The organism is Sphingomonas echinoides, from assembly GCF_029623395.1.
GTDB lineage: Bacteria > Pseudomonadota > Alphaproteobacteria > Sphingomonadales > Sphingomonadaceae > Sphingomonas > Sphingomonas echinoides_A.
Genome location: NZ_JAPYKK010000030.1, coordinates 23,568 through 46,498 on the forward strand (window position 1 = coordinate 23,568; position 22,931 = coordinate 46,498).

Sequence of the window (22,931 nt, forward strand, 5' to 3'; positions counted from 1 at the left end):
TCTGGAGCCCGCCGCTTCGGGGACTCCCCGAAGCGGCGGATCTCAGACCTGCAAGCCGACCGCGCGCTGCGCGGCGGCGAGGGTCGGTGCCGCCAGCGTCGTGGCGCGCGCCGCACCGTCCGCCAGCACGGCGGCGACCGCGGCGCGATCCTCGAGCAGCGCCGTCAATCGATCGCGGATCGGCGCGAGCGTCGCCACCGCGAGGTCCGCCAGCGCGGGCTTGAAGACGCCGAACCCCTGACCGGCATATTGCGCCAGCACCGCATCGGGTGTGCTGCCTTCCAGCGCCGCGTAGATCGTCACGAGATTGCGCGCCTCGGCCCGCTCCGCCAGATCCGCCACCGCTTCGGGGAGCGCGTCCGCGTCGCTCTTGGCCTTGCGGATCTTGCTCGAAATCAGATCGTCGCTGTCGACCAGGTTGATCCGCGATGCGTCCGACGGATCGGACTTTGACATCTTGGCGCTCGCGTCGCGCAGGCTCATGATGCGCGGCGCCGCCTTGGAGATCAGCGGTTCGGGGAGCGCGAAGGTGTCGCCGTAATCGGTGTTGAACTTGACCGCGATGTCACGCGCGAGTTCGAGATGCTGCTTCTGGTCCTCGCCGACGGGGACGTGCGTTGCCTGATACAGCAGGACGTCGGCGGCCTGCAGCACCGGATAGGTGAACAGCCCGACGCTCTGCGTCTCGCCCTTCTTGCCCGCCTTGTCCTTCCACTGCGTCATCCGGCTGAGCCAGCCCATCCGCGCGGTGCCGCCGAGGATCCAGTGGAGTGCGCTGTGCGCGGGCACGCGCGCCTGGTTGAACAGGATCGACCGCTTCGGATCGATCCCGCACGCCAGCAGCGTCGCCGCCATCTCGGTCGTGTTCGCGTCGAGCTCCGCGGGGATCACGGGCTGCGACAAGGCGTGGAGGTCGGCGAGGAAGAACAGGCAATCGTCGCCCGCGGGGATCGCATCCTGCATCGCGACCCATTGCCGGATCGCGCCGAGATAATTGCCGAGGTGGAGATTGCCGGTTGGCTGGATGCCGGAAACGACGCGCATGGTCAGTTCTCTTACGTCAGGCGCGTTTGCGCTTCAGGAAGGAAAGATCGTCCCGGGTAAACGCCCCGAGCACGAAGGTCATGATTGCATAGACCAGCCCGCCCGCGGCGACCAGTACGACCATCGCGCCGGTCCGGATCATCCAGGTGCCGTGCGTGTAGGGGGCGAACAGCCCTTGCAGCAGCCACAGGATCAGCCCCATCGCCAGCGCCGCAAGCGCCAGCCGCCACGCGCGGCGCTTGAGCCGGGCGTCGGGTTCGAAATGCCCGCGCTGGCGCAGGGTGCGATAGAGCAGCACGACGTTGAAGGTTGACGCCAGCGCGGTCGCGAGCGGCGGCCCCATATGTTTGAGCGGGACGATCAGCGCGAGGTTGAGCAGCAGATTGACCCCCATCGACATCGTCGCGAAGCGGACCGGCGTCCTGGTGTCCGACCTTGCGTAGAAGCCCGGAGTCAGGACCTTGACCAGAATGTAGCTCGGCAGGCCGATCGAGAAAGCGGCGAGCGCTTGTGCCGTATAGAGGGTGTCGAGCGTGCCGTATTTGCCATGCTCGAACAGCGCGGCGACAATCGGCGCGCCGCACAGCACCAGCGCGACCGTCGCGGGCAGGGTGAGCAGCAACGCGAGTTCGAGCCCGCGGTTCTGCGTCGTCATCGCGGTCGCCTCTTCGCCCGCGGCGAGTTGGCGCGAGATCAGCGGGAGCAGCACCGTGCCCAGCCCGATCCCGATCAGGCCCAGCGGAAGCTGGTTCACGCGGTCCGCCAAATAGATATAGGTGACCGACCCGTGCGGCAGCAGCGAGGCGGCCAGCGCGGTCGAGACGACGAGGTTGATCTGGACCGCGCCCGCGCCCGCCGCGGCAGGGAGGATCAGCGACAGCATCTTGCGGACGTCGGGGGTCAATCGCGGCATGCTGAACCCGAGCCGGACGCCGTTGGCACGGCACGCCCAGACCAGCCAGCCGAGTTGCAGTACCCCGGACACGCTCACCGCGACCGCCTGATTGCGCGCGGTGCCCGCCGGATCGGCGGCGTGGAACACCAGCAGCGCGGCGATCAACGTCAGGTTGAGCAGGATCGGCGCGGCGGCGTTGACCCAGAATTGCTGGAGCGAGTTAAGGATGCCGCCGAGCAGCGACACCAGGCTGATGAGCATGAGATAGGGAATCGTCAGCCGCGACAGCGTCACCGCGAAATCGAACTGGTCCGAACGGACGTCGTTGAAGCCACCGGAGAGCAGATACGTCACCGGCCAGGCGGCGAGTTCGAGGATGACGGTCATGACGATCAGGATCGGCAGCAGCACCGACAGTACGTCGCGCGCGAAGGCGAGGCCGGTGGGGAGGCCGTCTCCGGTCTTGTCGCCGACCTTCTGGTTGAACATCGGGATGAACGCTGCCGAAAACGCACCCTCCGCGAACAAGGCGCGGAACAGGTTGGGCAGGCGGAACGCGACGAGGAACGCGTCCGACGCGAAGCCGGCGCCGACATAGCGCGCGAACAGCGAATCGCGGACGAGCCCCAGGATGCGGCTGGCGAGCGTAAGGCTGCCGATCGATCCGAGCGCGCGGGTAAGGTTCATCGAGTCGGGCCGCTTTCCAAGATCAAATGTGCGGGCGGCCCGGTATCCCCCCGGCGCAGCGCCGGGGGGACGTCATCGGATCAGGCCGAGCCGAGCGGGTTGGCCGTCGCGCCGGATTCCTGCTGCGCGAGGAAGATGCCGCCGAAGTCGATCGGCTCGAGCAGCAGCGGCGGGAAGCCACCGTCGCGAATCGCATCGGCAAGGACGCGGCGCGCAAACGGGAACATGAGGCGCGGCGCCTCCGCCAGCAGGAACGGCTGGAGATGTTCGGCGGGGAAATTACGCAGGCCGAACAGCCCCGCGTAAGAAAGATCGACGAGGAACGCGACCTGTCCGTCGGCGTCCGCCTTCACTTCGATCCGCAGCACGATCTCGTACACATCGTCCCCGACTTGTGCCGATGCGATGTTGAACTGCACGTCGATCGCGGGTGCGGTCTGGTTCTGGAAGATTGCCGGGGCATTCGGGTTCTCGAAGGAGAAGTCCTTGATATACTGCGAGATCATCCCGGCTGCGGGGGCGGTGTCCGCCCCGTTGGCGAGAGGCTCACCGGCAATCCCGGTCGAAGTGATGAAGCCGTCGTCCTGCTCGCTCATGCAACGCGTCCTTAATGTCCGTACTATAGATAGCGCCACGGGTGGCGCAGTCGAAGCCGCGCGCGTAGCAGGGGGGCGAGCCGAGTTCAACGGGCGCCGAGTGTCACGCACGTGGCGCATCATTTGAAACCTTCGTGCGTTGCGCCTATGTATCCCTGTCTGCCAACCCGCCGGAGGCCGCGTGTTCCTATTAGTTATTCTCGCGATGATCGCCGGTTTCATGGCGCTCCAACTGTATCGAGTCCTGGGCAAGCGCACCGGGCACGAACAGCCCTTGCCCAAGCCGGCGGAGGACAGGGCGCCCCTGACCCTCGTCCCGCGCCCTGTCGAAGCGATTGCTGAATCACGGGAGCCTGCAAGTCGACTGGTCGAACCCAAGGCCGAGTCGGGCATTCGCTCGATCATTTCGGCGGATTCGTCGTTCGACGTCGCACGGTTCCTGCAGGGCGCACAGGCGGCGTACCGGATGATTCTGGAATCATACTGGCAGGGTGACACCGAACAACTGGACTGGCTCACCGAAGCCGGCGTTCGCGATGCGTTCGTCGCCGCGATCGACGAGCGCAAGGAAGCCGGTCACACGCTCGAAAATCGTGTCGTCTCGATCGAAAAAGCGATCGTCTCTGATGCGGTGCTCGACGGCAAGGTCGCGCGCATCACGGTTCGCTTCGATGCCGACATCGTTGCGATTACGCGAGACGCCGAGTCGGTGGTGATCGCCGGGTCGATGACCGACGCGGTGGAAACGCATGACGTGTGGACCTTTACGCGGACGCTGAAGAGCAGCGATCCGAACTGGAAGCTCGCCGACACCGACGAGGCGTGATGACCGTGCAACGGGGGGAAGTGGCACGTTTGCTGCCGCAGCGGTTGCTGTGCGTCGGCGTGGCGACGCTGCTGTCGGCGTGCGGTGGGCAGGTTGAACGGCCCGCAACCGTATCGCGTCCGGCGACGGTCGCCCGGCCCGTTCCCGCGACGCCGATCAAAGCCGTACCGACGGTTGCCGTTCCCGGGAGCGTCAACGCCGTCGCCTCGGGTTTCGTCGCTGGTCCACCGGTTGCCGACTTGCCGCTGCGCGAGGAGGATGCGGTGCGCGCGGTCGCTGCATTCCGTACGTCGTGCGCATCGCTCCAGCGGCGGACGGATTCGTCCGGTCTGACGCGGGGCAGCGACTGGCAGGCGGCCTGCGCCGCAGCGCCGACGGTTGCCCCTGGCGGTGCACGCGCCTTCTTTGCCCAATATTTCGAGGCGGTGCAGGTCGGCGACGGCAAGGCTTTCGCCACCGGATATTACGAACCCGAGATCGCCGCGTCGCGCCAGCCGGTGCCGGGCTATGCGGTGCCGATCTACGGTCGCCCGAACGACCTGATCGACGTCGACCTCGGGCTGTTCAGCGATTCGCTTAAAGGCCGCAAGATTCGCGGTCGCGTGTCTGGGTCCAATTTCGTCCCCTATGACGATCGCACCGCGATCGAGCAGGGGACGCTTGGCGGGCGGGCGCCGATCATCGCTTATGCGGCGGATCCGGTCGCGTTGTTCTTCCTGCAGGTGCAGGGTTCCGGGCGGCTGCGCATGCCCGACGGATCGATCGTGCGGATCGGCTACACGTCGCAAAACGGGCGCGACTACACCGGTATCGGTGCGCTGATGAAGCGGCGCGGGCTGCTCGGGCCGGGGCAGACCTCGATGCAGGGGATCGTCGCGTGGCTGCACGCGCATCCCGACGAGGCAACCGCGATCATGCGCGAGAACAAGAGCTACGTCTTCTTCCGCGAGCAGGCGAGCGCGCCACAGGGCGCGCTGGGCGTCGCGGTGACGGGCGGCGTGAGCGCTGCAGCGGACCCGAAGTTCGTGCCGCTGGGCGCGCCGGTCCTGCTGTCGATGGACCGCGCGGACGCGAGCCGGCTGTGGATCGCGCAAGATACCGGCGGGGCGATCAAGGGGCCCAACCGGATCGACACTTTCTGGGGTGCCGGGCCCGACGCGGAGGCGACCGCTGGTGGCATGTCGGCGCGCGGCACGGCATTCCTGCTCGTGCCGACCGGGACGATCGCACGCCTGACGCAGGAGAGGGCCAATGGGGCACCGATCCCTCAGCCCTGACGAGGCCGCCTTATGGGTCCGCGTCATGTCCGGCGTGCGTCCCATTGCGCGCCGACCGGCGGAACCCGTTTCGAAGAAACCGGTCAGTCCATCCGCCGCCGCTCCCAAACCGGCCCAAGCGATCAAGCCCAAGGCAGGATCGCTGCCGCCGACGTTGACGATGGTGGTGAAGCCGTCCCGGTCTCCGGCGTCCGTCGCCGCGGGAACCGGCCCGACGATGCCGCCGCGTGCCGTGCGCGCGCAACCGCCGGTCGTTGCCAATACGCTCGACGGGAGCTGGGACCGCAAGCTCTCGCGCGGTCTGGTGTCGCCGGACCGGACGGTCGATCTTCACGGGCATACGCTCGCCAGCGCGTATGATCTGCTCGACGCGGCCCTGGCGCAGGCGATTCGCGCGGGGGACCGCACCGTCCTGCTGGTGACGGGAAAGCCGCCGCGCCCGGCAAGCGAGCGCCCGCATGCGCGGGGCGCGATCCGGGCGGCGACGGGGGATTGGCTGGCAGGCTCCCGGCACAGCTCGGCGATCGCCGCCGTCCGCGCTGCACATCCAAGGCATGGCGGCGCAGGCGCGCTGTACATCGTGCTCAAGCGACCCCGGGGTCTTTAAAGCAATAGCAACCCCGCGTGTGGGAACAGGCTTGGCGGTCGCGGCTGGCCGTGCAAAGTGATGGTCTCCCCGGGCCGGTCGGTCGAATGACGAAAAGGATCGCTGGAATGGCTCCGTGCGCGTAATATTGGTCACCGGATCGGCTGGTTTCATCGGCTATCATCTTTGCAAGATCTTGCTGGCCGAAGGTTTCCGGGTCGTCGGCGTCGACTCGATGTCCGATTATTACGACGTTGGCCTGAAACGCGCCCGGCACGCCGACTTGCAACGCAGCAATGCCTTCTCCGCGGAGGAATTCGACATTCTCGAGGCCGACCGGTTGATGGACTATACTACGCGGGCGCGCCCCGACGTGATCGTCCATCTCGCGGCGCAGGCCGGAGTTCGCTACAGCCTTGAAAACCCGCGCGCTTATATCGACACCAACGTGACGGGGACGTTCAACGTGATGGAAGTCGCGCGGGCGTTGAAGGTTGCGCATCTGCTGATGGCGTCGACGTCGTCGGTGTACGGGGCGAACGAAGCGATGCCGTTTGCGGAGACCGACAAGAGCGACACGCCGCTGACCATCTACGCCGCCACCAAGAAGGCGAACGAAGCGATGGCGCATAGTTATGCGCACGTCTGGGACATTCCGACGACGATGTTCCGCTTCTTCACGGTGTATGGGCCGTGGGGGCGGCCGGACATGGCGCTGTTCAAGTTTACCAAGGGGATCCTCGAGGGGACGCCGATCGAGATCTTCAACCACGGCGACATGTGGCGCGATTTCACCTATGTGGAAGATCTGGTGCGCGGCATCCGGTTGCTGATCGATGTCGTGCCGGAGCGTCCCGCGTCTGCAAAGGACATCGTGGCCGGCGATAGTCTCTCGCCGGTCGCGCCCTACCGGATCGTCAACATCGGCAATTCGGACAAGGTCCGGCTCGAGGATTTCATCGAGGCGATCGAGGCGGAAGTCGGCAAGCCGGCAGTGCGCCAATATCTGCCGATGCAGCCCGGCGACGTGCCCGCCACCTGGGCGAACGCCGATCTGTTGCGCCGCCTGACCGGTTACGCCCCTGCGACGGACGTTCGCACCGGGGTCAAACACTTCGTCGCATGGTATCGCGGCTATTACGCCACGCCTGAACAATAACGCCTAGGAACCGACGCAGAACTTAAGTAGGCGAAAAACGGCACGCCTATGGTTCGAATGATGCGGTCCAGGGCAAGGATAAGAGACAGAGCATGACAGTTGAAAGATGCGGAATCATCCTGGCAGGCGGATCCGGGACGCGGTTGCACCCCCTGACTCAGGCGGCGTCCAAGCAGTTGATGCCGGTCTACGACAAGCCGATGATCTATTATCCGCTGTCGACGCTGATGCTCGCGGGGATCAAGCGGGTGCTGATCATCACGACCCCGCATGAGCAAAGCGCGTTCCAGCGGTTGCTGGGTGATGGCAGCCGGCTCGGAATCTCGATCACCTACGCAGTGCAGCCGGAGCCCAACGGGCTGGCGCAAGCCTATCTGATCGGCGCCGAGTTCGTCGACGGAAAGCCGTCGGCGCTCGTGCTTGGCGACAACATCTTCTACGGTCACGGCTTGGCGGATCTGGTCGATACGGCGAATGCTCGCACGGCTGGTGCGACGGTTTTCGCTTATTATGTCCGCGACCCGTCGGCGTACGGTGTGGTTGCGTTCGACCCCAAGACGCGGGCGGCGATCGATCTCGAGGAGAAGCCGAAGAACCCGAAGTCCAACTATGCGGTCACCGGCCTGTACTTCTACGATGAGCGCGCGGTGGATTTCGCGCATCAGCTCAAACCGTCGCCGCGAGGCGAGCTCGAGATTACCGATCTCAACCGGATGTATCTCGACGCGGGCCAACTCAACGTCGAGATCATGGGACGTGGCTATGCCTGGCTCGATACCGGTACGCATAATTCGCTGATCGACGCGGGCAATTACGTCCGCATTATCGAGGAGCGGCAGGGCCTCAAGATCTGCTGCCCCGAGGAAATCGCGTGGCGCAAGGGCTTCATCGATTCGCCGCAGCTGGAGCGGCTCGGCGGTGAATTGCGCAAGAGTGGCTATGGCGATTACCTGCTCGGCCTGCTCGAAGAGGGGCATCCGCAATGGTGAACGTCATCAAGACGCCGATTGCGGACGTCCTGATCCTCGAACCCAAGGTGTTCGGTGACGATCGCGGCTTCTTCCTCGAAAGCTGGAACGACACGACCTTCAAGGACCTCGGGCTCGACTGGACGTTCGTTCAGGACAATCACAGCCGCTCGGCCAAGGGCGTGTTGCGCGGGCTGCATTACCAGCAACCCAACCCGCAGGGGAAACTGGTGCGCGTGGTGTCGGGCGCGGTGTTCGACGTCGCCGTCGATATCCGTAAGGGATCGCCGACGTTCGGCCAGTGGACCGGCGTGCACCTGAGCGCGGCGAACAAGCGGATGTTCTGGGTCGGCCCGGGGTTGGCGCATGGATTCCTCAGCCTCGAGGACGACACCGACTTCCTCTACAAGTGCACCAGCACCTATTCGCCCAAGGATGAGCGCGCCTTGCTGTGGAATGACCCGCAGGTCGGGATCGACTGGCCGCTCGACGGGATCGAACCGACCTTGTCCGCGAAGGACCAGGTCGCGCAGACCCTCGACCAGATCGCAGCGTCATGAAGGCGCTGATCGTTGGCTCCGGCGGCCAGCTTGGCCATGCCCTGATCGCCACGGCCCCGGCAGGGGTCGAGATCGTCTCGGGCGACCAGGACGTGCTCGACATCACCGATGCCGCGCGGGTTGCGGCCTATGTCCAGGAGGTTGCGCCCGACGTGATCTTCAACGCCGCCGCGTACACCGCGGTCGACAAGGCGGAGAGCGATGCGGCACTCGCGCAGGCCGTGAACGGCGATGCGGTCGGGCATCTCGCCGCCGCAGCGCGCTCGGTCGGCGCGAAGCTGGTTCACGTCTCGACCGACTTCGTCTTCGACGGCAGCGGGACCACGCCGTATGCCCCCGATGCCACGCCGGCGCCGCTCGGCGTCTATGGCAGCACCAAGCTTGCCGGTGAACGGGCGGCTGGCCCGGACGCACTGGTGGTGCGGACCGCGTGGCTGTACGGCCCGGTCGGCGCGAACTTCGTCCGCACGATGCTGCGGTTGATGCAGGCGCATCCGCAAGTCCGGGTCGTCGGCGATCAGGTGGGTTGCCCGACCTACGCTCCCGCGTTGGCAGCGGCGCTCTGGGGACTGGCCAAGCAAGGTGCGACGGGTGTGTATCACTTCAGCGACGGTGGTCAGGCGAGCTGGTACGATTTCGCGGTGGCAATCCAGGAGGAGGCGCTCGCCGCAGGCCTGCTCGAGAAGGCCGTCCCGATCGTGCCGATTACCACCGCAGACTATCCGACGCCCGCTCGGCGCCCGGCCTATTCGGTGCTCGACTGTTCGGCGACCTATGCCGCGCTCGACCGTGCGCCGACGCCGTGGCGCGACAATCTCCACATCATGATCGAAGAGATCCAGAACCATGGCTAATCTGCTCGTTACCGGTGGCGCCGGCTTCATCGGCGCGAACTTCGTGCATTACTGGCGCGCCAACCATGCCGACGACGCGATCGTCGTGCTCGATGCGCTGACCTATGCCGGCAATCGCGCCAACCTCGACGGGGTCGAGGCGGTCGACTTCGTGCACGCCAACATCCTCGACACGGATCTGGTCACCACGTTGCTGCGCGACCATGCGATCGACACCATCGTGCACTTCGCGGCGGAAAGCCACGTCGACCGTTCGATCCTCGATCCCGACGCGTTCGTCACGACCAACGTGCTCGGCACGCACAGCCTGCTGCGCGCCGCGCGGACGGTGTGGCTCGACGGCGGCAGCGGCACGCCGCATCGCTTCCACAACGTCTCGACCGACGAAGTCTATGGGTCGCTCGGCCCGACGGATCCGGCCTTCAGCGAAACCACGCCCTATGCGCCCAATTCGCCTTATTCGGCATCGAAGGCCGGGGCCGATCATCTGGTGCGTGCCTATCATCACACCTTCGGGCTGGACGTGACGACGACGAATTGCTCGAACAATTACGGGCCGTTCCAATTCCCGGAAAAGCTGATCCCGCTGTTCCTCATCAACGCGCTCAACGGGCGTAACCTGCCGATCTATGGCGACGGGATGAACGTGCGCGACTGGCTCCACACGTCGGACCATTGCCGCGGGATCGAGGCAGCGCTCCAGCGTGGCACGTCGGGCGAAGTCTATAACATCGGTGGCGGGGAAGAAGTCCCCAACCTGACCGTGATCGACGAGATCTGCCGCAGCGTCGACGCGGCGTTTGCCGCCGATCCGTCGCTGGCCGAGCGCTATCCCAATTCGCCCGCCGCGCGCGGCGAAGCGACTGCGACGCTCAAGACCTTCGTCGAGGACCGCAAGGGCCACGACCGCCGCTACGCGATCGACGAGCGCAAGGCGCGGGCGGAGATCAATTACATGCCAGCGCGCGACTTTGCGGGTGGTCTCGCCGACACGCTCGCCTGGTATCTCGCGAACGAAGCGTGGTGGCAGCCGATGCTGGAGCGCGCAAAGCTGACCAGCAAGTAAAAGCGGGTCTGCGGTTTCGGGCTGACGTTCTTCTTCCCCGGCGGGCGCCGGGGAAGGGTGGCGTTCGCTAGTTCTTCGCCATGCCGTAGGTGTTGAGCAGGTCGTAGAGCATCGGCCGCGAGATGTTGAGATCGCGCGCCGCCGCCGACAGATTTCCGTCATTGAGCGCAATCGCCGCCGCGATCGCCGAACGATCCGCGCGCTCGCGGGCGACGCGCAATTCGGTGCGTTCCATTCCCTGGGTGGTCTGCTCGAAATCGAGATCCTGCGCGGTGATCATCGACCCTTCCGCCATGATAGTCGCGCGACGGATCCGGTTCTCGAGCTCGCGGACGTTGCCGGTCCACGGCCAGTTGTTGATCGCGGTCAGCGCATCCGGCGCGAAGCCCTTGATCCGCGCCTGTTTCCCGGTGTTCATCTTGCGCAGGAAGAACCGCGCGAGCAGCACTGCGTCCCCAGGGCGCTCGGCGAGCGACGGAATGCGGATCACCATTTCGGCGAGCCGGAAGTAGAGATCCTCGCGGAACTTGCCTTCCTGCATGAGCGTGGTGAGGTCCTGATGCGTCGCGGTCACCACGCGCGCGTCGATCGGGATCGGCTTGCGCCCGCCGACGCGCTCGATCACGCGCTCCTGCAGGAAGCGGAGCAGCTTGACCTGCATCGCGAAGGGGACGTCGCCGATTTCGTCGAGGAACAGCGTGCCGCCGTTCGCCATCTCGATCTTGCCCACCGTCGCCTTGACCGCGCCGGTGAACGCGCCCTTTTCGTGGCCAAACAGCTCGGATTCGAGCAGCGTTTCGGGGATTGCCGCGCAATTGATCGCGACGAAGTTTCCACGCGCGCGCGCGCTCTTGGTGTGGATCGCCTTGGCGAGCAGCTCCTTGCCCGTGCCGGACGCGCCCAGCAGCATCACCGACGCATCGACGTCGGCGACCTTCTCGATCGTGCGCAGCACCGTCAGCATCTGCGGGGCGCCGGTGATGATCCCCTCTGCGCTGGCAAGCTGATCGGCCTGTTCGGCGAGGCGGCGGTTCTCGGCTTCGATCTCCGCCAGATGGAAGGCGCGCCCGACGATCAGGCTGAGATCGGTGATGTTGATCGGCTTCGAATAGAAATCATAGGCGCCGAGCGCGATCGCCTTTTGCGCGCTTTCGCGGGCTTCATGCCCGGACGCGACGATCACCTTCACCGTCGGATTCTGCGCGATCAGTTCACGGAGCGTGGCGAACCCTTCGGACGTCCCGTCCGGGTCGGGCGGCAGCCCCAGGTCGAGCGTGATGACCGCGGGGTTCTCGGTGCGCTGCGCGGTGAGCGCGGCTGCACGGTCGCCCGCGGTCACGACCTCATAATCGGTGAACGCCCACTCGAGCTGCGCTTGGAGATCGAGATCGTCCTCGACGATCAAAAGTTTTGGTTTTTGGATGTTGTCGACCATGTCCGCCATTACCTAATCACGCACGTCGCTTAGCGGAAGTTCGATGGTGAAGACGCTGCCATGCCCCTCGGTGCTGGTCACGCGGAGCGATCCGCCCATTCCCGTCACCAACGCCTTCGCTTCCGCAGCGCCGATTCCGAAGCCACCGCCCTTTGTAGAGACAAAAGGCTTAAACAAGCCCTTCCGGATGAAGTCGGCGGACATGCCGATTCCCTTGTCGGCGACGGTAATCAGGCATTGCCGATTCTCGGCTGTTGCAGACACCACCACGGGCTGGTCGGCAGGACTGGCCTCGATCGCATTCTGGACGAGATGGTCGAGCGCAAGTTTGAGCTTCTCGAGATCGCCGCGCGCCTGCGCGCCCGAGCGTAGCCCGATCGAAAGCGAGCGTTGATCGACTCGCCCGGTCACCACGGTATCGATCAACCGGTCGATGTCGATGCTCTCGGGCGTCGCGGATTGCAGGACCCGGTCCGGCGACAGGCGAGCAAGGAGCACGTTCATCTTCTGAACCGCGCTCGTCAGGCTACGGCTCATTTCGGCCTGGAACTTCGGGTTGGAGCCGTGTTGCTGCGCGTTGCTGGCGAGCAGCGACAATTGGCTCACGACGTTTTTGATGTCATGGATGATATAGGCGAAGCGGCGGTTAAATTCCTCGAACCGACGCGCTTCCTCGAGTTCGAGCTGCTTGTGCGCATCCGACAGATGGACCGCCGCTTGCTGGCCGATGACCTTGAGGAGGTCGAAATCCTCCCAGTCGAGCGCGCGTGCCAGGCGTGGCTTTGCGAGGATGACGACACCGATCATCGTCGACAACCAGATCAAGGGGACCGCAACCCAGGCGTCTCCGATCGCTTCGCTGTCGTCCGTCTGGTCTGACGCCGCGAACGTGTTGCGCGTTTCGGGATCCAGCGTGGTAATCAAGCCCTGCTGGAGTTGCGCCCGTTCTACCTCGGGGAAGCGGACCACGCCATTTCCCGGCATTGCGCGATGCCCCCAGCTCCACGCTGCCGCCACATCGAAAGCGTGCTGGTCGCTCGTCATCAGGAGCAGACCGGCGGGAGACTCGGTGACATCGGCCACCGCCTTGACCACGCGTTCCTCGAGCGACAGGGCAGACCCCTTGGAATCGGAAATCGTCGCGCTGAACCGCAGCCATTCGGCACGGTAATCATAGCGGTGACGGAACAGGTTCTTGACGATGATGACCTTGAGCCAAGCGCGCGTTCGGCTGGAGAACAGCACGATCGCCCCCAGTGCGGACAACGCCAGCACCGCCCCGATCGCAATCGCCGGGCCGGCCGCGGTTTCGAGCGTGGTGCCGGACCGCGCGACGATCGACATGCTGACAAAATACAGCCCGATCGCCACCAGCGAGAGCGACTGGAACGTCGCTTTGCGGGACAGCGCGATCTTCCAATGTTCGCGGCGGCGCGCGGCGACGAGGAAGAGGGGGACGAGCAGCAGCGCGAGGACCGGACGTCCGATGCTCAACGGTTCGGCGACGTGATATCCGAGCAGCCCGACCGTGTAGAGGTTGAGATCATAAGCGTTGAGCATGCCGAGCGCGAACAGGATCAGCCGGAAGCCGGTGCCGCTGTTGCTGGTCAACCCGTTGTACAAATTGTGCAGATAGATGATGAAGCCGATCGCCAGGAGCAGACGGCATGCGATCGTGACGAGGGCCCAGGTCATCGCGCCGGGGGTCTCGGGAGCTTGGATCAACCCCATCACCGCTGCAACCGCGCCAAAGACCGAGAGCGCTCCGAGCACGGTCGCGCTGTGCGTCCTCCGTCCGGAAGAATCGGCGAACGGATGGGTCGCGTTCGCGAGATAGACGAGCCAGGCCAGATTGCGGAACAATTGCGCGCCGACGATCAGAAGAAGGTCTTGCGATAGTCCCGACACGGCCCAGGCGGCCATGCCGACAAAGGCCAGCACCAGGGTCGGTGCGCGATCCCGTCCGGTTCCGAGGGAAACACGCCATGCCGCCAACATGGCATAAGCGACGCCGGTAGCGACGAGGATCCAGAACAACACCACCACCACCGTCTACACCGTCGCCATCGCTTTGGCGTAAAAAATTGTGACGATCGATTGCCTATTAATGGGTCATTTGCGTCTGCCCAATTCGGGCCCACGGTCCACACAGTGAGCGACCGGAAAAAGAGGATCGGGATGTCGAATGGTTCGACATCCCGATCCTTACAGATGTCAGGCGGTGAGGCGCGCGGCGCGTGGCTGGCGACGTATGGCCAGACCAAGCATTGCGAAACCGGTAACCATCATGACCCAGGTCACCGGCTCAGGAACGACGTTGAGGACGAGCGGCGCAGGATCAGACGAGAACTGTCCGCCAGCGGTCGCGCGGAACGACTTGAGCGACTTGTTGGTGTCGATTCCCAGGCCCGCGGTGAGGGCGCTGAACGACGTGGTCAGATCGCTGTTGTTTACGTTCGAGAAGTCGAGAAAGTCCGACGTAAAGACGATGTTGTTTCCGCCTTCGGTCGATCCACCCATGTTCACGTTGCTGCCGTTCTTCGTCCCGGACATGGCACCGTCGAACGTCACCGTGAGCAAGTTTGCGCCGGCAGCAAAGGTCTTGGTCGCGAAGAACGGACTGGTCAGCGTGATGGCTTGCGTAGACGTAAAGGTCATGAACCCCGAAATCGTGGGCTGAACCAGAGTCGACCCTGCGGCGATGGCCTGCTCGTTTGCGGTCGCTGCTGCCGAGAGCGTGAAGTTGGCAACGGCATTGGAGATGACGGCGCTCAGCCCCTTCTGCAGGAAGCTGAAATTAACTTGGGTCGCGCCGACCGACGTGCTGGTAGCTGTCGACGTGGTATAGATGTCAAAGTCCGACGTGCGGCTAGCGCCGGTTCCGGAATTTACCAAGCGAATGTTTTTGGTAGGGCTGATGGAGGAGAAGGTTGCAAACGTCTGGACGTCAGCGGACGCCTGCGTAGCGCCAACCGCTAAAGCGGCGACTGCTGCAAGACGATATCCTGAACGGAAAAGGGATTTAAACTGCATTATGAGGAATCCTTGCACGAGAACAGTTGTACACTCTACTCGCGCCAAGGCACTATACCGGTACCGTTAGCGTATTTCATGCTATGCAATATCAATGCCGGTTTTAGATTTTCGGTATTTCAAGGGGATAGAGCTACCTAGAAGTTGAAGGTGTAATAAGTTCTTACACCGTAACGATCTTAATCACGTCCACTTGTTTGCAAACCGCAGGCCTTCGCCAAGATGTAGCCTGCGATAGAACAATCTTCGCGGGCTGTAGCCGAAAGGGGAGTAAGAAAGAGCCGTTCATCGTTGCCTGAGAGCTGTCCAGGCTCCCGTTTGCGCCAAGGACTTTGGAGTTGATGATCCCACGCAAGAGGCGGTGTTTGCGAACAGGCGTCCGCTTAGCGGAACGGTATTTGTGCTCAGGAACCGCGCCGTCCTCGAGAGGATCGGTTGATCCTATACCGATGCAGCTTGCGAGGCTGCGGATATCAATCGTGGAAGACGAGACCAGCTATGCGCGCAAACCGCGAGCCTGGCGGTAAACAGCGGCATGGACATATGGATAAACCACAGCACTTCGAATGCCTGCGATGGATAGTCGCTCCAAGCACACGGGTTCCGCCTATGCGGCGTTGTAAACTATAGCGACAGTTCGCTGCTGTTACCGTGCTTCGATCACAGAATGGCGTGGATACTCACGCCGATGGCAGACCACAGCAGGATATTGAGCGATACCATGATGCCGATCTGTCCGAGCCTGGAGACATGTCCTTGTCGATCACGCCGCGAGGTTGCGTCGTCATTCGCCGTGAACTGACCGTTGAGGACGATCCCCGCGTCGAGCGCCAAGCTCAGATCGCGCGGGTCGAGCGGCGTGACGAATTCGCAGCCGTAGCTCAGCCCGAGCCGTCGCACCACACGCGCCTCCCGGGGTTCGATCCCCGCGAGCTGCAAGCTGACGCGCTCTCCGCGCGACAAGCTGGTCGTCGTCGACATGCCGAACCCGTCGACCGAAAGGTTCTCGATGAAGATATCGATCGGTTGCCGCTGCGCGTCGCGGAGCGTCGCCGGTCGTGCCGTCGGGATGCGGGTGGTGGAGCGTCCAGCGTTCGATAGCGTGGCGGCGAACATCATGGTCTTGCTCACTCTCCTAAAGGGCACTCACTCACGCATCGTTCAACGTGCGTCGTGTCATGTTTGTGCCATAGTGCGAACGATTGCGGAAGGGCTTTGGTGATCCGGTACGACTTTTTCGTCTAACGGGTATGCTGATGGCGTTGCGCCCGCCCGCTACAACCGTCTGGATGACCGCGTTTTTATCTAGCGGCCTGAAAACGGCCGGGTGTGTCGTTACCCTAATCTTTACCAATCCGCGGCAAATAGACGGTATCCCAAGGCTGTCAGGTCCGCATTCATGAAATTGCACGAGAGCGTCGAGCGCAGATTGTCCGAGGCGTTTGGCCCGGAAGAGGCACGCAAGATCGATCCGGAAACGGGTCCACGCGCGCTGGCGCTATTGTTCGCGATCCAGAACGTTTCGGTCGATCCCGCGCAGATGCGGCACGAACTGGGGCATGCCGAACCGCTGACAGCGCGCGATATCGTGCGGTTGGCGCGTCGGCAGGACGGGGCCAAGGCCAAGTCCGTCACCGTCGAACCTGGCCGGCTGTCGCGGCAACCGCTTCCGGCGCTCGCCAGTGGACCCGCGGGATGGTTCGTGATCGGGCGGCTCGTCGAGGACGGCGTGTTGATCCAACGTCCTGGAAATGCAGTCGAAAAGGTCGATCGCGCGACGCTCGATGCGCTGTGGGACGGCGAGCTGATCCTGCTGACTACACGCGAAGCGCGCGGGGCGGGGAACGGTCGATTCGACCTCAGCTGGTTCGTGCCGCAGATCGTCCGATACCGCCGACTGATCGGCGAAGTGCTGCTGATCACCTTCGCGCTCAACTTGCTCGGGCTGGCGGCGCCGCTGCTTTTTCAAAACGTTATCGACAAGGTGCTGGCTCATAATGCGCAGACGACGCTCAATGTCCTGGCGATCGGCTTTGTCGCGGTTTCGGTATGGGAGACGATGTTCGGGTGGATCCGCAGCCGCGTCTATGCCGAGACGAGCCAGAAGATCGACGTCGAGCTCGGTGCGCGGTTGTTCCGCCATCTGCTTGCGTTGCCGCTGAGTTATTTCGAGAAGCGCCGTGTCGGCGATACGGTCACGCGGGTCCGGCAGCTCGAGACGATCCGCGAATTCCTGACGACCGCGTCGCTCAGCGTGCTGGTCGATCCGCTGTTCGTTTGCGTCTTTTTGGCGGCGATGTTGGTCTATTCGCCGCCGCTTTTCGGCATCGTGGTCGTCAGTTTGGTCGGTTATGTCGCCGTTTCGGTCATGGTCACCGGCACATTGCGCCAGCGCATCGAGGAAAAGTTCGAACGCGGCGCGGCGAGCAACGCGCTGCTCGTCGAAAGCGTCAGCGGGATCCAGACGGTCAAGGCCGCCGCGGTCGAACCCCAGTGGCAGGATAGATGGGAACGCCAGCTCGCCGCGACAAGCGCCGCGTCGCTCCGCGTCACCAACGTCGGCAGCACCGGCAGCCAGGCGGTCGAACTCATCTCCAAGCTGACCTTTGCCGCGATCCTGTTCTTCGGCGCCAAATCGGTGATGGGGGGGACGCTGACGCTCGGCGGGCTCGTCGCGTTCAACATGTTCGCGCAGCGTGTGTCGGGGCCGGTGATCCGTCTCGCGCAGCTCTGGCAGGATTTCCAGCAGGTGCGGATCTCGGTCGCGCGGTTGGGCGACATCCTCAACCATCCGGTCGAGCCGCAGGCGACCTCGCGGGTGACGTTGCCCGCGATGAAGGGCGGGATTACGTTCGAGGCGGTGCGCTTCCGCTATGCGGTGGACAGCCAGCCTGCGCTCGACGGGGTGACGCTCGACATCGCGCCGGGCGAGTCGATCGGGATCGTCGGCTCCTCGGGGTCGGGCAAGTCGACGCTGACCAAGTTGCTCCAGCGGCTGTATCTCGCCGAAAGCGGTCGCGTGCTGATCGACGGGATGGACATCGCGCAGGTCGATCCGACCTGGCTCCGCCGCCAGATCGGCGTGGTGCTGCAGGAGAACATCCTGTTCAACCGCTCGATCCGCGAGAACATCGCTTTGGTCAATCCGGCGATGCCGCTCGACCGCGTGATGCGCGCGGCGAACCTGGCGGGGGCACACGGCTTCATCCTGCAACAGCCGCAGGGGTATGACACGCCGATCGTCGAGCGCGGGGTCAACCTCTCGGGCGGGCAGCGCCAGCGGATCGCGATCGCGCGCGCGCTGGTCACCGATCCGCGGATCCTGATCCTCGACGAAGCCACCTCCGCACTCGATGCCGAGAGCGAGGAGATCATCCGCAACAATCTGAGCGCGATCGCCAAGGGGCGTACCGTCGTGGTCATCGCGCATCGCCTGTCCGCCGTGCGCGACTGCAACCGCATCGTCGCGCTGGAGAAGGGCAGGATCGTCGAGGTCGGCACGCATGACGAACTGATCAAGAAGGGTGGTCGCTACGCCGAGCTCCACCGCCGCCAATCGGGCCTGAAGGATATCGCCGCATGAACGCGCTGACGACCAACTGGCGGATGATCTCCGCCACGCTCGCCGAGGAAAAGGCCCGGAACGTCGGGCGGTTGCGGATCGACGATGCCGCGTTCCTGCCCGCCGCGCTCGAAGTGATCGAGCGTCCGGTGTCACCGACCGCGCGGATCACCGCCAAGGTGCTGCTCGCCGGCGTCGCCGCGTTGGGCTTGTGGCTGACGCTGGGGCGGACCGACATCATCGCCTCCGCGCAGGGGCGGATCGTGCCGACCGGCGCGGTCCAGCTGGTCCAGCCGGCGGAAGCGGGCGTGGTCCGGCGGATCCTGGTGCACGACGGCGACCATGTGAAGAAGGGGCAGGTGCTCGTGCTGCTCGATCCGACCGTTTCGGCGACCGATGCGGCGCAGGCGCGCAAGGCGCTGGAGACCGTTTCGTTCGAGGTCGCGCGGACCCGGGCGGTGGTCGATGCGCTCGACGGCAAGGGCTTCCGCTTCGTCGCCCCGGCGGGGACCGATCCTTCGGCCGCGGCTTTGCAGGAATCGCTCGCACGCGCGAAGCTGGCTGAAGTGAACGCGTCGATTCAGGCGCAGCAGGCGGGCAATGCCGTGGCGAGCGCGGAGATCGGATCGGCACGCGCCGAAGTTGCCAAGCTGACCGAGACGCTCCCGCTGCTCGACGAACAGATAGCCGCCAACGAGCAATTGCTCGCCAAGGGGTTCGTGTCGAAGATGAAGGTGCTCGAGATGCGGCGCCAGCGGATCGCGCAGGTGCGCGACCGCGATGCCGCGCTGCAATCGATCCACCGCGCGACCGCGCAGGCGGGCGGGGCGGCGAGCAATTCGAGCAAGGCGCGCGCCGATGCGCGGTCCGCGTTGCTCGACGAGCTGGTCAAGTCCACCGCCGAGATGCGGCTGCGCCAGGACGAACTGGTCAAGACGACCCAGCGGACCACGCTCCAGGCGCTGCGCGCGCCGGTCACCGGGACGGTCGGGCAGCTGTCGGTCCATACCGAGGGCGGGGTGGTCGAAGCCGCCAAGCCGATCATGACCGTGGTGCCGGGCGACGGGAAGCTCGTTGCCGAGGTCAAGCTGCTCAACCGCGATGCCGGGTTCGTCAGCATCGGGCAGAAGGTCGGCGTCAAGCTCGATGCGTTTCCGTTCACGCGCTATGGGTTGATTCCCGGGCACGTGCTCGGGATCAGCCCGGATGCGATCGACGACGAGAAGCTCGGCCCGGTCTATGTGCTGCGCGTCGCGCTCGACCGGACGCGGATGGCGCGGGGCGACCGCGACGTGCCGGTGACCTCGGGGATGATGGTCACCGCCGACATCGTGACGGGGGATCGCAGCTTCTTCAGCTATCTGACGAGCCCGATCGACGAGGCGCGCAAGACCGCGTTGCGCGAACGGTAGCGTTAATTATCTTTTCAGAGTACGGGGCCCCATACAATTTGAGTACGAAATGACGCCGAAAATAGCATCCATGCCGGATTGTGCTATTAATTGAGGGGGATCCGGTGAATATTACGTTCGTTTGCCCAGAGCTGAGCCCTGCTGGCGGAGTGCGGGTCATTGCGATCTTCGCAAAGAACCTCAAAAAACGCGGGCATTCCGTATCGATCGTCCACTGGCCGAAGGGGCGCCGATCGCTACCGTCGATCGTAAAAACGCTCGCGAAGAAGCGTCGGCTGCCGCCGCCGTACCGGGAAGGCAGCTATTTCAACGATTCGGGTCTCACCATGATTCCGTTGGAGTCCAGGCGTGCGGTGAAAGATTCGGATGTTCCGGATGCCGACCTGGTCGTTGCAACCTGGTGGGAAACGGCCGCGCCCGTCGCAGCCTTGTCTGCTTCCAAGGGGAGCAAAGTCTATTTCATGCAGGATTACGGTGCGGCTGGTCAGGAATTCCCCAAGCTCGTCCCGACGTGGCATATGCCGTTTTTCTTCATCACCATTGCGCAATGGTTGAAAGACGCGATCCTCCGCGAGAATCCGGCCGCCAGCGTGAGCGTGGTCACGAACGCGGTGGATGCGGTCAAATTCGACGCTCCGCCGCGTTCGAAGCAGGCTGTGCCGACCGTTGGATTCATTCACCGGGAAATGCATAGCAAAGGCTGCGATATCGCGGTTTCGGCGATCCTCGCGGCGAAGACGAAAGTCCCCGCGCTGGCGGTCCATGTCGTCGGCGTCGACAGTCGGCCCGACTATCTGCCGAGCTTCGTGCAATACCATGAATCCGTCGACGATGCCGGACTGAGCAAAATCTACGCGAGCTGTGATGCCTGGATCTTCTCGAGCCGCAGCGAGGGGTATGGTTTGCCGATCACCGAGGCGATGGCGTGCCGTACGCCCGTGATCGGGACCAGGGCCGGCGCGGCGCCCGAGCTCATTCCCGGGGCGGGCATTTTGCTCGATACGTTCGAACCGAGCGAAATGGCGGATGCCATCGTCAACATCGCCGAAATGCCCGCGGAGGCCTGGCAAGACCTTTCCGCCCGGGCGCGGGAATCGGTGGCAGGGTATAGCTGGGAAGACGCAACGGACCGGTTCGAGCAGGCGCTGACATCGGCAGCGGGCCGGGTTTGATGAAACCCGTGGCGTAACCAGCCGCTTCCCCCAGCCCGATGGAGGCCCGGCCGGTTACGATTTGGGGGTATTGGCCGCGATCAACGCCCTGTACTTCGGTGCTTCGGCGTTCGGTTGATCGTAGCTGGTTTTCGCGCCCCAACTGCCCCAGCGCGTCCCCTGTGCACCGACGCTGTTGAACGCGCAGAACAACGAGCAGCCGAGGTGTACCTGGCCGCGCAAATTCTCGAGATACAGGTCGTACATCGCCGAATTGGTCTGCGCGGCACCCAGCGCGGCGTTATAGGGAAGTTCGGCCTGCTTCTTGGGCTGAATATGCTGGCCGCCTTCATAGACCACGTACCGCAGCCCCAGCTTCTTGGCGTGTTGCGCAGCGCCCAGCGCATTGCCGGGTTGTGCCTGTGCGGCGATGACGGTGCCCATGTCCTTGAGGACGTCGTCCGCGGTCAACGCGGCGCCACGCTGGTCCCAGTGCGCATATTCTTCGTCGCGTGGTCCGAAATACCCGCTTTGCGCAATCGCATCGCAGCCCCCGTTGGCCATGGTCGCGTCGATCGTCCGCACCGCAACGTCGAGCCATGACGTCTGGGTCGCGCAAACGCGCAGCGAGCGCGCGCGATCTTTCGCGGGCCAGTTGCGCTGCCAGATCTGGAACATGTGCCCGAACAACGCCCCGATCCGTTCGGGGTGATTCGACCCCTTGGTCTTGGCGGCATCATCCCACGCCTTGCCACCCTTCGCCTCGACGATCGCGCCAAGCCGCGGCGAGTTCAGCATCCAGCCGGCCTGGAAGAACTGCCAGTTCCAGATTTCGTTGGAAACCTCGACATAAGCGGTCAGCTTGGGATCGAGTTTCGCGTGCACCAGCTTGGCCATTTCCGCGACATATTCGTCGGTGGCGCGGTGCGGAATGCAGAACCAGGGATCGATCTTGAGCGTATTGGCGAGCGTGATCATCACCTCGAGCGCGACGCCGCCCGAGAAGCGACGTTCGAACGCGCTGGGGACACGGTCTTTCGCATCGTCGGGGTTCCCGGTCGTCGGGGTCATGGTGTAGAATGTCGGCAGGCGCCGGCTCGACCAGCTTTCCTCGATCGAATTGTTGGTCGCGCCCCAATCCATGAACCGCAAGGCATGGAACGGACGGCAGAAATCCAAAAATTCGGGCAGGAACGGATTTGCCGCGAGGTCGACGTGCTCGCTCGCAAGCGGAACGATTCGCATGTTTCGCACGGGATTGGCGGGGTTCGACCGCTCGATCGAGATCCCTTCGTTCAAGTTCCCGTTTTGGGTCATCTGGAGGAGTGCACGGCCACGCCCCTGGCTGATCACGCGCGTCCCCATCACGCCCCCGAAGACGCCTTCGCCGTCATGCAGGAGGACATACTTCCCGGGTTTCAGCGTATTGGGGAGAAGCGTGAAGATCGACTGCGGCGGCAGCCCGCCAACCTTCACCGGCACTTCGCGCGGATACCCGTTGGCGTCGAAGGCGAACGCATCCTGTTGATCCGTATTCCACGCACCACCGCCGCCCGCATTATGGGTCAGCCATTTGCGGGAGCCCCACATCAGATTGTGGAACGGGAAGCCGCCCGCGTAATCGGAAATGCCCGCGAGGTTCATGCCGATCGGCAAATGCGGCATTTGCGACGGCGGAACGACGGGGCCGGGCCAGTTCAGGTCCTGCGGCATGGCGCGCGCGCAGGAACCGAACATCAGGGCGCTAATTCCGGCACCCGACCATCGCAGTAGATTTCGTCTATCGATCAGCATTTCGTGGCTATATACGCGACCTTCCT

19 protein-coding genes are annotated in these 22,931 nt (G+C 64.1%); 11 read left to right on the top strand and 8 right to left on the bottom strand.

Annotated elements, in window-relative coordinates; genetic code table 11:
* Positions 1 to 42: 42 nt before the first annotated feature.
* The 3 genes from trpS to secB form a co-directional block, all read right to left on the bottom strand.
* Positions 43 to 1,044 carry a tryptophan--tRNA ligase gene (gene trpS, locus QBJ92_RS15625; protein WP_277970628.1) on the bottom strand — a complete coding sequence of 334 codons (1,002 nt, stop codon included), beginning with the start codon at positions 1,042 to 1,044 and terminating at the stop codon, positions 43 to 45.
* Positions 1,045 to 1,060: 16 nt separating this feature from the next.
* Positions 1,061 to 2,626 carry a murein biosynthesis integral membrane protein MurJ gene (gene murJ, locus QBJ92_RS15630; RefSeq protein ID WP_277970629.1) on the bottom strand — a complete coding sequence of 522 codons (1,566 nt, stop codon included), beginning with the start codon at positions 2,624 to 2,626 and terminating at the stop codon, positions 1,061 to 1,063.
* Positions 2,627 to 2,706: 80 nt separating this feature from the next.
* Positions 2,707 to 3,222, bottom strand: coding sequence for a protein-export chaperone SecB (gene secB, locus QBJ92_RS15635; RefSeq protein ID WP_277970630.1), 516 nt, complete (start codon positions 3,220 to 3,222; stop codon positions 2,707 to 2,709).
* A 181-nt stretch (positions 3,223 to 3,403) separates the two neighbouring features.
* Between secB and QBJ92_RS15640 the strand changes: the two genes are divergently transcribed.
* From QBJ92_RS15640 to rfbB, 8 genes are all read left to right on the top strand, one after another.
* Complete coding sequence (locus QBJ92_RS15640; protein WP_277970631.1) at positions 3,404 to 4,048, top strand: Tim44/TimA family putative adaptor protein; 645 nt, start codon at positions 3,404 to 3,406, stop codon at positions 4,046 to 4,048.
* On the top strand, positions 4,048 to 5,325 hold the full coding sequence (mltA, locus tag QBJ92_RS15645; RefSeq protein ID WP_277970632.1) for a murein transglycosylase A: 1,278 nt from the start codon (positions 4,048 to 4,050) through the stop codon (positions 5,323 to 5,325). The genes QBJ92_RS15640 and mltA overlap by 1 nt, the downstream gene beginning before the upstream one ends.
* On the top strand, positions 5,300 to 5,932 hold the full coding sequence (locus QBJ92_RS15650) for a Smr/MutS family protein (RefSeq protein WP_277970633.1): 633 nt from the start codon (positions 5,300 to 5,302) through the stop codon (positions 5,930 to 5,932). Before mltA ends, QBJ92_RS15650 begins: the two co-directional genes overlap by 26 nt.
* Before the next feature lie 115 nt (positions 5,933 to 6,047).
* The gene (locus QBJ92_RS15655) at positions 6,048 to 7,070 is read left to right on the top strand and encodes an SDR family NAD(P)-dependent oxidoreductase (RefSeq protein WP_277970634.1); all 1,023 of its coding nucleotides are present in this window, start codon (positions 6,048 to 6,050) and stop codon (positions 7,068 to 7,070) included.
* A 92-nt stretch (positions 7,071 to 7,162) separates the two neighbouring features.
* The gene (rfbA, locus tag QBJ92_RS15660) at positions 7,163 to 8,059 is read left to right on the top strand and encodes a glucose-1-phosphate thymidylyltransferase RfbA (protein ID WP_277970635.1); all 897 of its coding nucleotides are present in this window, start codon (positions 7,163 to 7,165) and stop codon (positions 8,057 to 8,059) included.
* The gene (gene rfbC / locus QBJ92_RS15665) at positions 8,053 to 8,598 is read left to right on the top strand and encodes a dTDP-4-dehydrorhamnose 3,5-epimerase (RefSeq protein WP_277970636.1); all 546 of its coding nucleotides are present in this window, start codon (positions 8,053 to 8,055) and stop codon (positions 8,596 to 8,598) included. The genes rfbA and rfbC overlap by 7 nt, the downstream gene beginning before the upstream one ends.
* The gene (gene rfbD, locus QBJ92_RS15670) at positions 8,595 to 9,452 is read left to right on the top strand and encodes a dTDP-4-dehydrorhamnose reductase (protein WP_277970637.1); all 858 of its coding nucleotides are present in this window, start codon (positions 8,595 to 8,597) and stop codon (positions 9,450 to 9,452) included. Before rfbC ends, rfbD begins: the two co-directional genes overlap by 4 nt.
* Positions 9,445 to 10,518: a dTDP-glucose 4,6-dehydratase gene (rfbB, locus tag QBJ92_RS15675; protein WP_277970638.1), complete on the top strand. Its 1,074-nt coding sequence runs from the start codon at positions 9,445 to 9,447 to the stop codon at positions 10,516 to 10,518. Before rfbD ends, rfbB begins: the two co-directional genes overlap by 8 nt.
* A gap of 67 nt (positions 10,519 to 10,585) precedes the next feature.
* On the opposite strand, the gene prsR is transcribed toward rfbB, so the two are convergent.
* From prsR to QBJ92_RS15695, 4 genes are all read right to left on the bottom strand, one after another.
* Positions 10,586 to 11,962, bottom strand: coding sequence for a PEP-CTERM-box response regulator transcription factor (gene prsR / locus QBJ92_RS15680; RefSeq protein ID WP_431358421.1), 1,377 nt, complete (start codon positions 11,960 to 11,962; stop codon positions 10,586 to 10,588).
* A 3-nt stretch (positions 11,963 to 11,965) separates the two neighbouring features.
* Positions 11,966 to 13,999, bottom strand: a complete 2,034-nt coding sequence (prsK, locus tag QBJ92_RS15685; RefSeq protein WP_277970639.1) for an XrtA/PEP-CTERM system histidine kinase PrsK — start codon at positions 13,997 to 13,999, stop codon at positions 11,966 to 11,968.
* Positions 14,000 to 14,167: 168 nt separating this feature from the next.
* The gene (locus QBJ92_RS15690) at positions 14,168 to 15,004 is read right to left on the bottom strand and encodes a PEPxxWA-CTERM sorting domain-containing protein (protein ID WP_277970640.1); all 837 of its coding nucleotides are present in this window, start codon (positions 15,002 to 15,004) and stop codon (positions 14,168 to 14,170) included.
* Positions 15,005 to 15,646: 642 nt separating this feature from the next.
* Positions 15,647 to 16,117 carry a pilus assembly protein PilZ gene (locus QBJ92_RS15695; RefSeq protein WP_277970641.1) on the bottom strand — a complete coding sequence of 157 codons (471 nt, stop codon included), beginning with the start codon at positions 16,115 to 16,117 and terminating at the stop codon, positions 15,647 to 15,649.
* Positions 16,118 to 16,385: 268 nt separating this feature from the next.
* On the opposite strand from QBJ92_RS15695, the gene QBJ92_RS15700 reads away from it, so the two are divergent.
* The 3 genes from QBJ92_RS15700 to QBJ92_RS15710 all read left to right on the top strand — a co-directional run bounded on the left by QBJ92_RS15700 (position 16,386) and on the right by QBJ92_RS15710 (position 21,132).
* Positions 16,386 to 18,569 carry a type I secretion system permease/ATPase gene (locus QBJ92_RS15700; protein ID WP_277970642.1) on the top strand — a complete coding sequence of 728 codons (2,184 nt, stop codon included), beginning with the start codon at positions 16,386 to 16,388 and terminating at the stop codon, positions 18,567 to 18,569.
* Positions 18,566 to 19,960, top strand: a complete 1,395-nt coding sequence (locus QBJ92_RS15705) for an HlyD family type I secretion periplasmic adaptor subunit (RefSeq protein ID WP_277970643.1) — start codon at positions 18,566 to 18,568, stop codon at positions 19,958 to 19,960. The genes QBJ92_RS15700 and QBJ92_RS15705 overlap by 4 nt, the downstream gene beginning before the upstream one ends.
* 104 nt (positions 19,961 to 20,064) lie before the next feature.
* Positions 20,065 to 21,132, top strand: coding sequence for a glycosyltransferase family 4 protein (locus QBJ92_RS15710; protein WP_277970644.1), 1,068 nt, complete (start codon positions 20,065 to 20,067; stop codon positions 21,130 to 21,132).
* A gap of 54 nt (positions 21,133 to 21,186) precedes the next feature.
* Here the strand turns inward: QBJ92_RS15710 and QBJ92_RS15715 are convergent, their stop codons facing one another.
* Positions 21,187 to 22,848, bottom strand: coding sequence for a hypothetical protein (locus tag QBJ92_RS15715; protein WP_277970645.1), 1,662 nt, complete (start codon positions 22,846 to 22,848; stop codon positions 21,187 to 21,189).
* Between the last annotated feature and the right edge of the window lie 83 nt (positions 22,849 to 22,931).

Excerpts from the sequence above, each read along its gene's own strand:
- trpS (WP_277970628.1), bottom strand. The coding sequence starts at position 1,044 with ATGCGCGTCGTTTCCGGCATCCAGCCAACCGGCAATCTCCACCTCGGC.
- murJ (WP_277970629.1), bottom strand. The coding sequence starts at position 2,626 with ATGAACCTTACCCGCGCGCTCGGATCGATCGGCAGCCTTACGCTCGCC.
- secB (WP_277970630.1), bottom strand. The coding sequence starts at position 3,222 with ATGAGCGAGCAGGACGACGGCTTCATCACTTCGACCGGGATTGCCGGT.
- mltA (WP_277970632.1), top strand. The coding sequence starts at position 4,048 with ATGACCGTGCAACGGGGGGAAGTGGCACGTTTGCTGCCGCAGCGGTTG.
- QBJ92_RS15650 (WP_277970633.1), top strand. The coding sequence starts at position 5,300 with ATGGGGCACCGATCCCTCAGCCCTGACGAGGCCGCCTTATGGGTCCGC.
- rfbA (WP_277970635.1), top strand. The coding sequence starts at position 7,163 with ATGACAGTTGAAAGATGCGGAATCATCCTGGCAGGCGGATCCGGGACG.
- rfbC (WP_277970636.1), top strand. The coding sequence starts at position 8,053 with ATGGTGAACGTCATCAAGACGCCGATTGCGGACGTCCTGATCCTCGAA.
- rfbD (WP_277970637.1), top strand. The coding sequence starts at position 8,595 with ATGAAGGCGCTGATCGTTGGCTCCGGCGGCCAGCTTGGCCATGCCCTG.
- rfbB (WP_277970638.1), top strand. The coding sequence starts at position 9,445 with ATGGCTAATCTGCTCGTTACCGGTGGCGCCGGCTTCATCGGCGCGAAC.
- prsR (WP_431358421.1), bottom strand. The coding sequence starts at position 11,962 with ATGGCGGACATGGTCGACAACATCCAAAAACCAAAACTTTTGATCGTC.
- QBJ92_RS15700 (WP_277970642.1), top strand. The coding sequence starts at position 16,386 with ATGAAATTGCACGAGAGCGTCGAGCGCAGATTGTCCGAGGCGTTTGGC.
- QBJ92_RS15705 (WP_277970643.1), top strand. The coding sequence starts at position 18,566 with ATGAACGCGCTGACGACCAACTGGCGGATGATCTCCGCCACGCTCGCC.
- QBJ92_RS15715 (WP_277970645.1), bottom strand. The coding sequence starts at position 22,848 with ATGTTCGGTTCCTGCGCGCGCGCCATGCCGCAGGACCTGAACTGGCCC.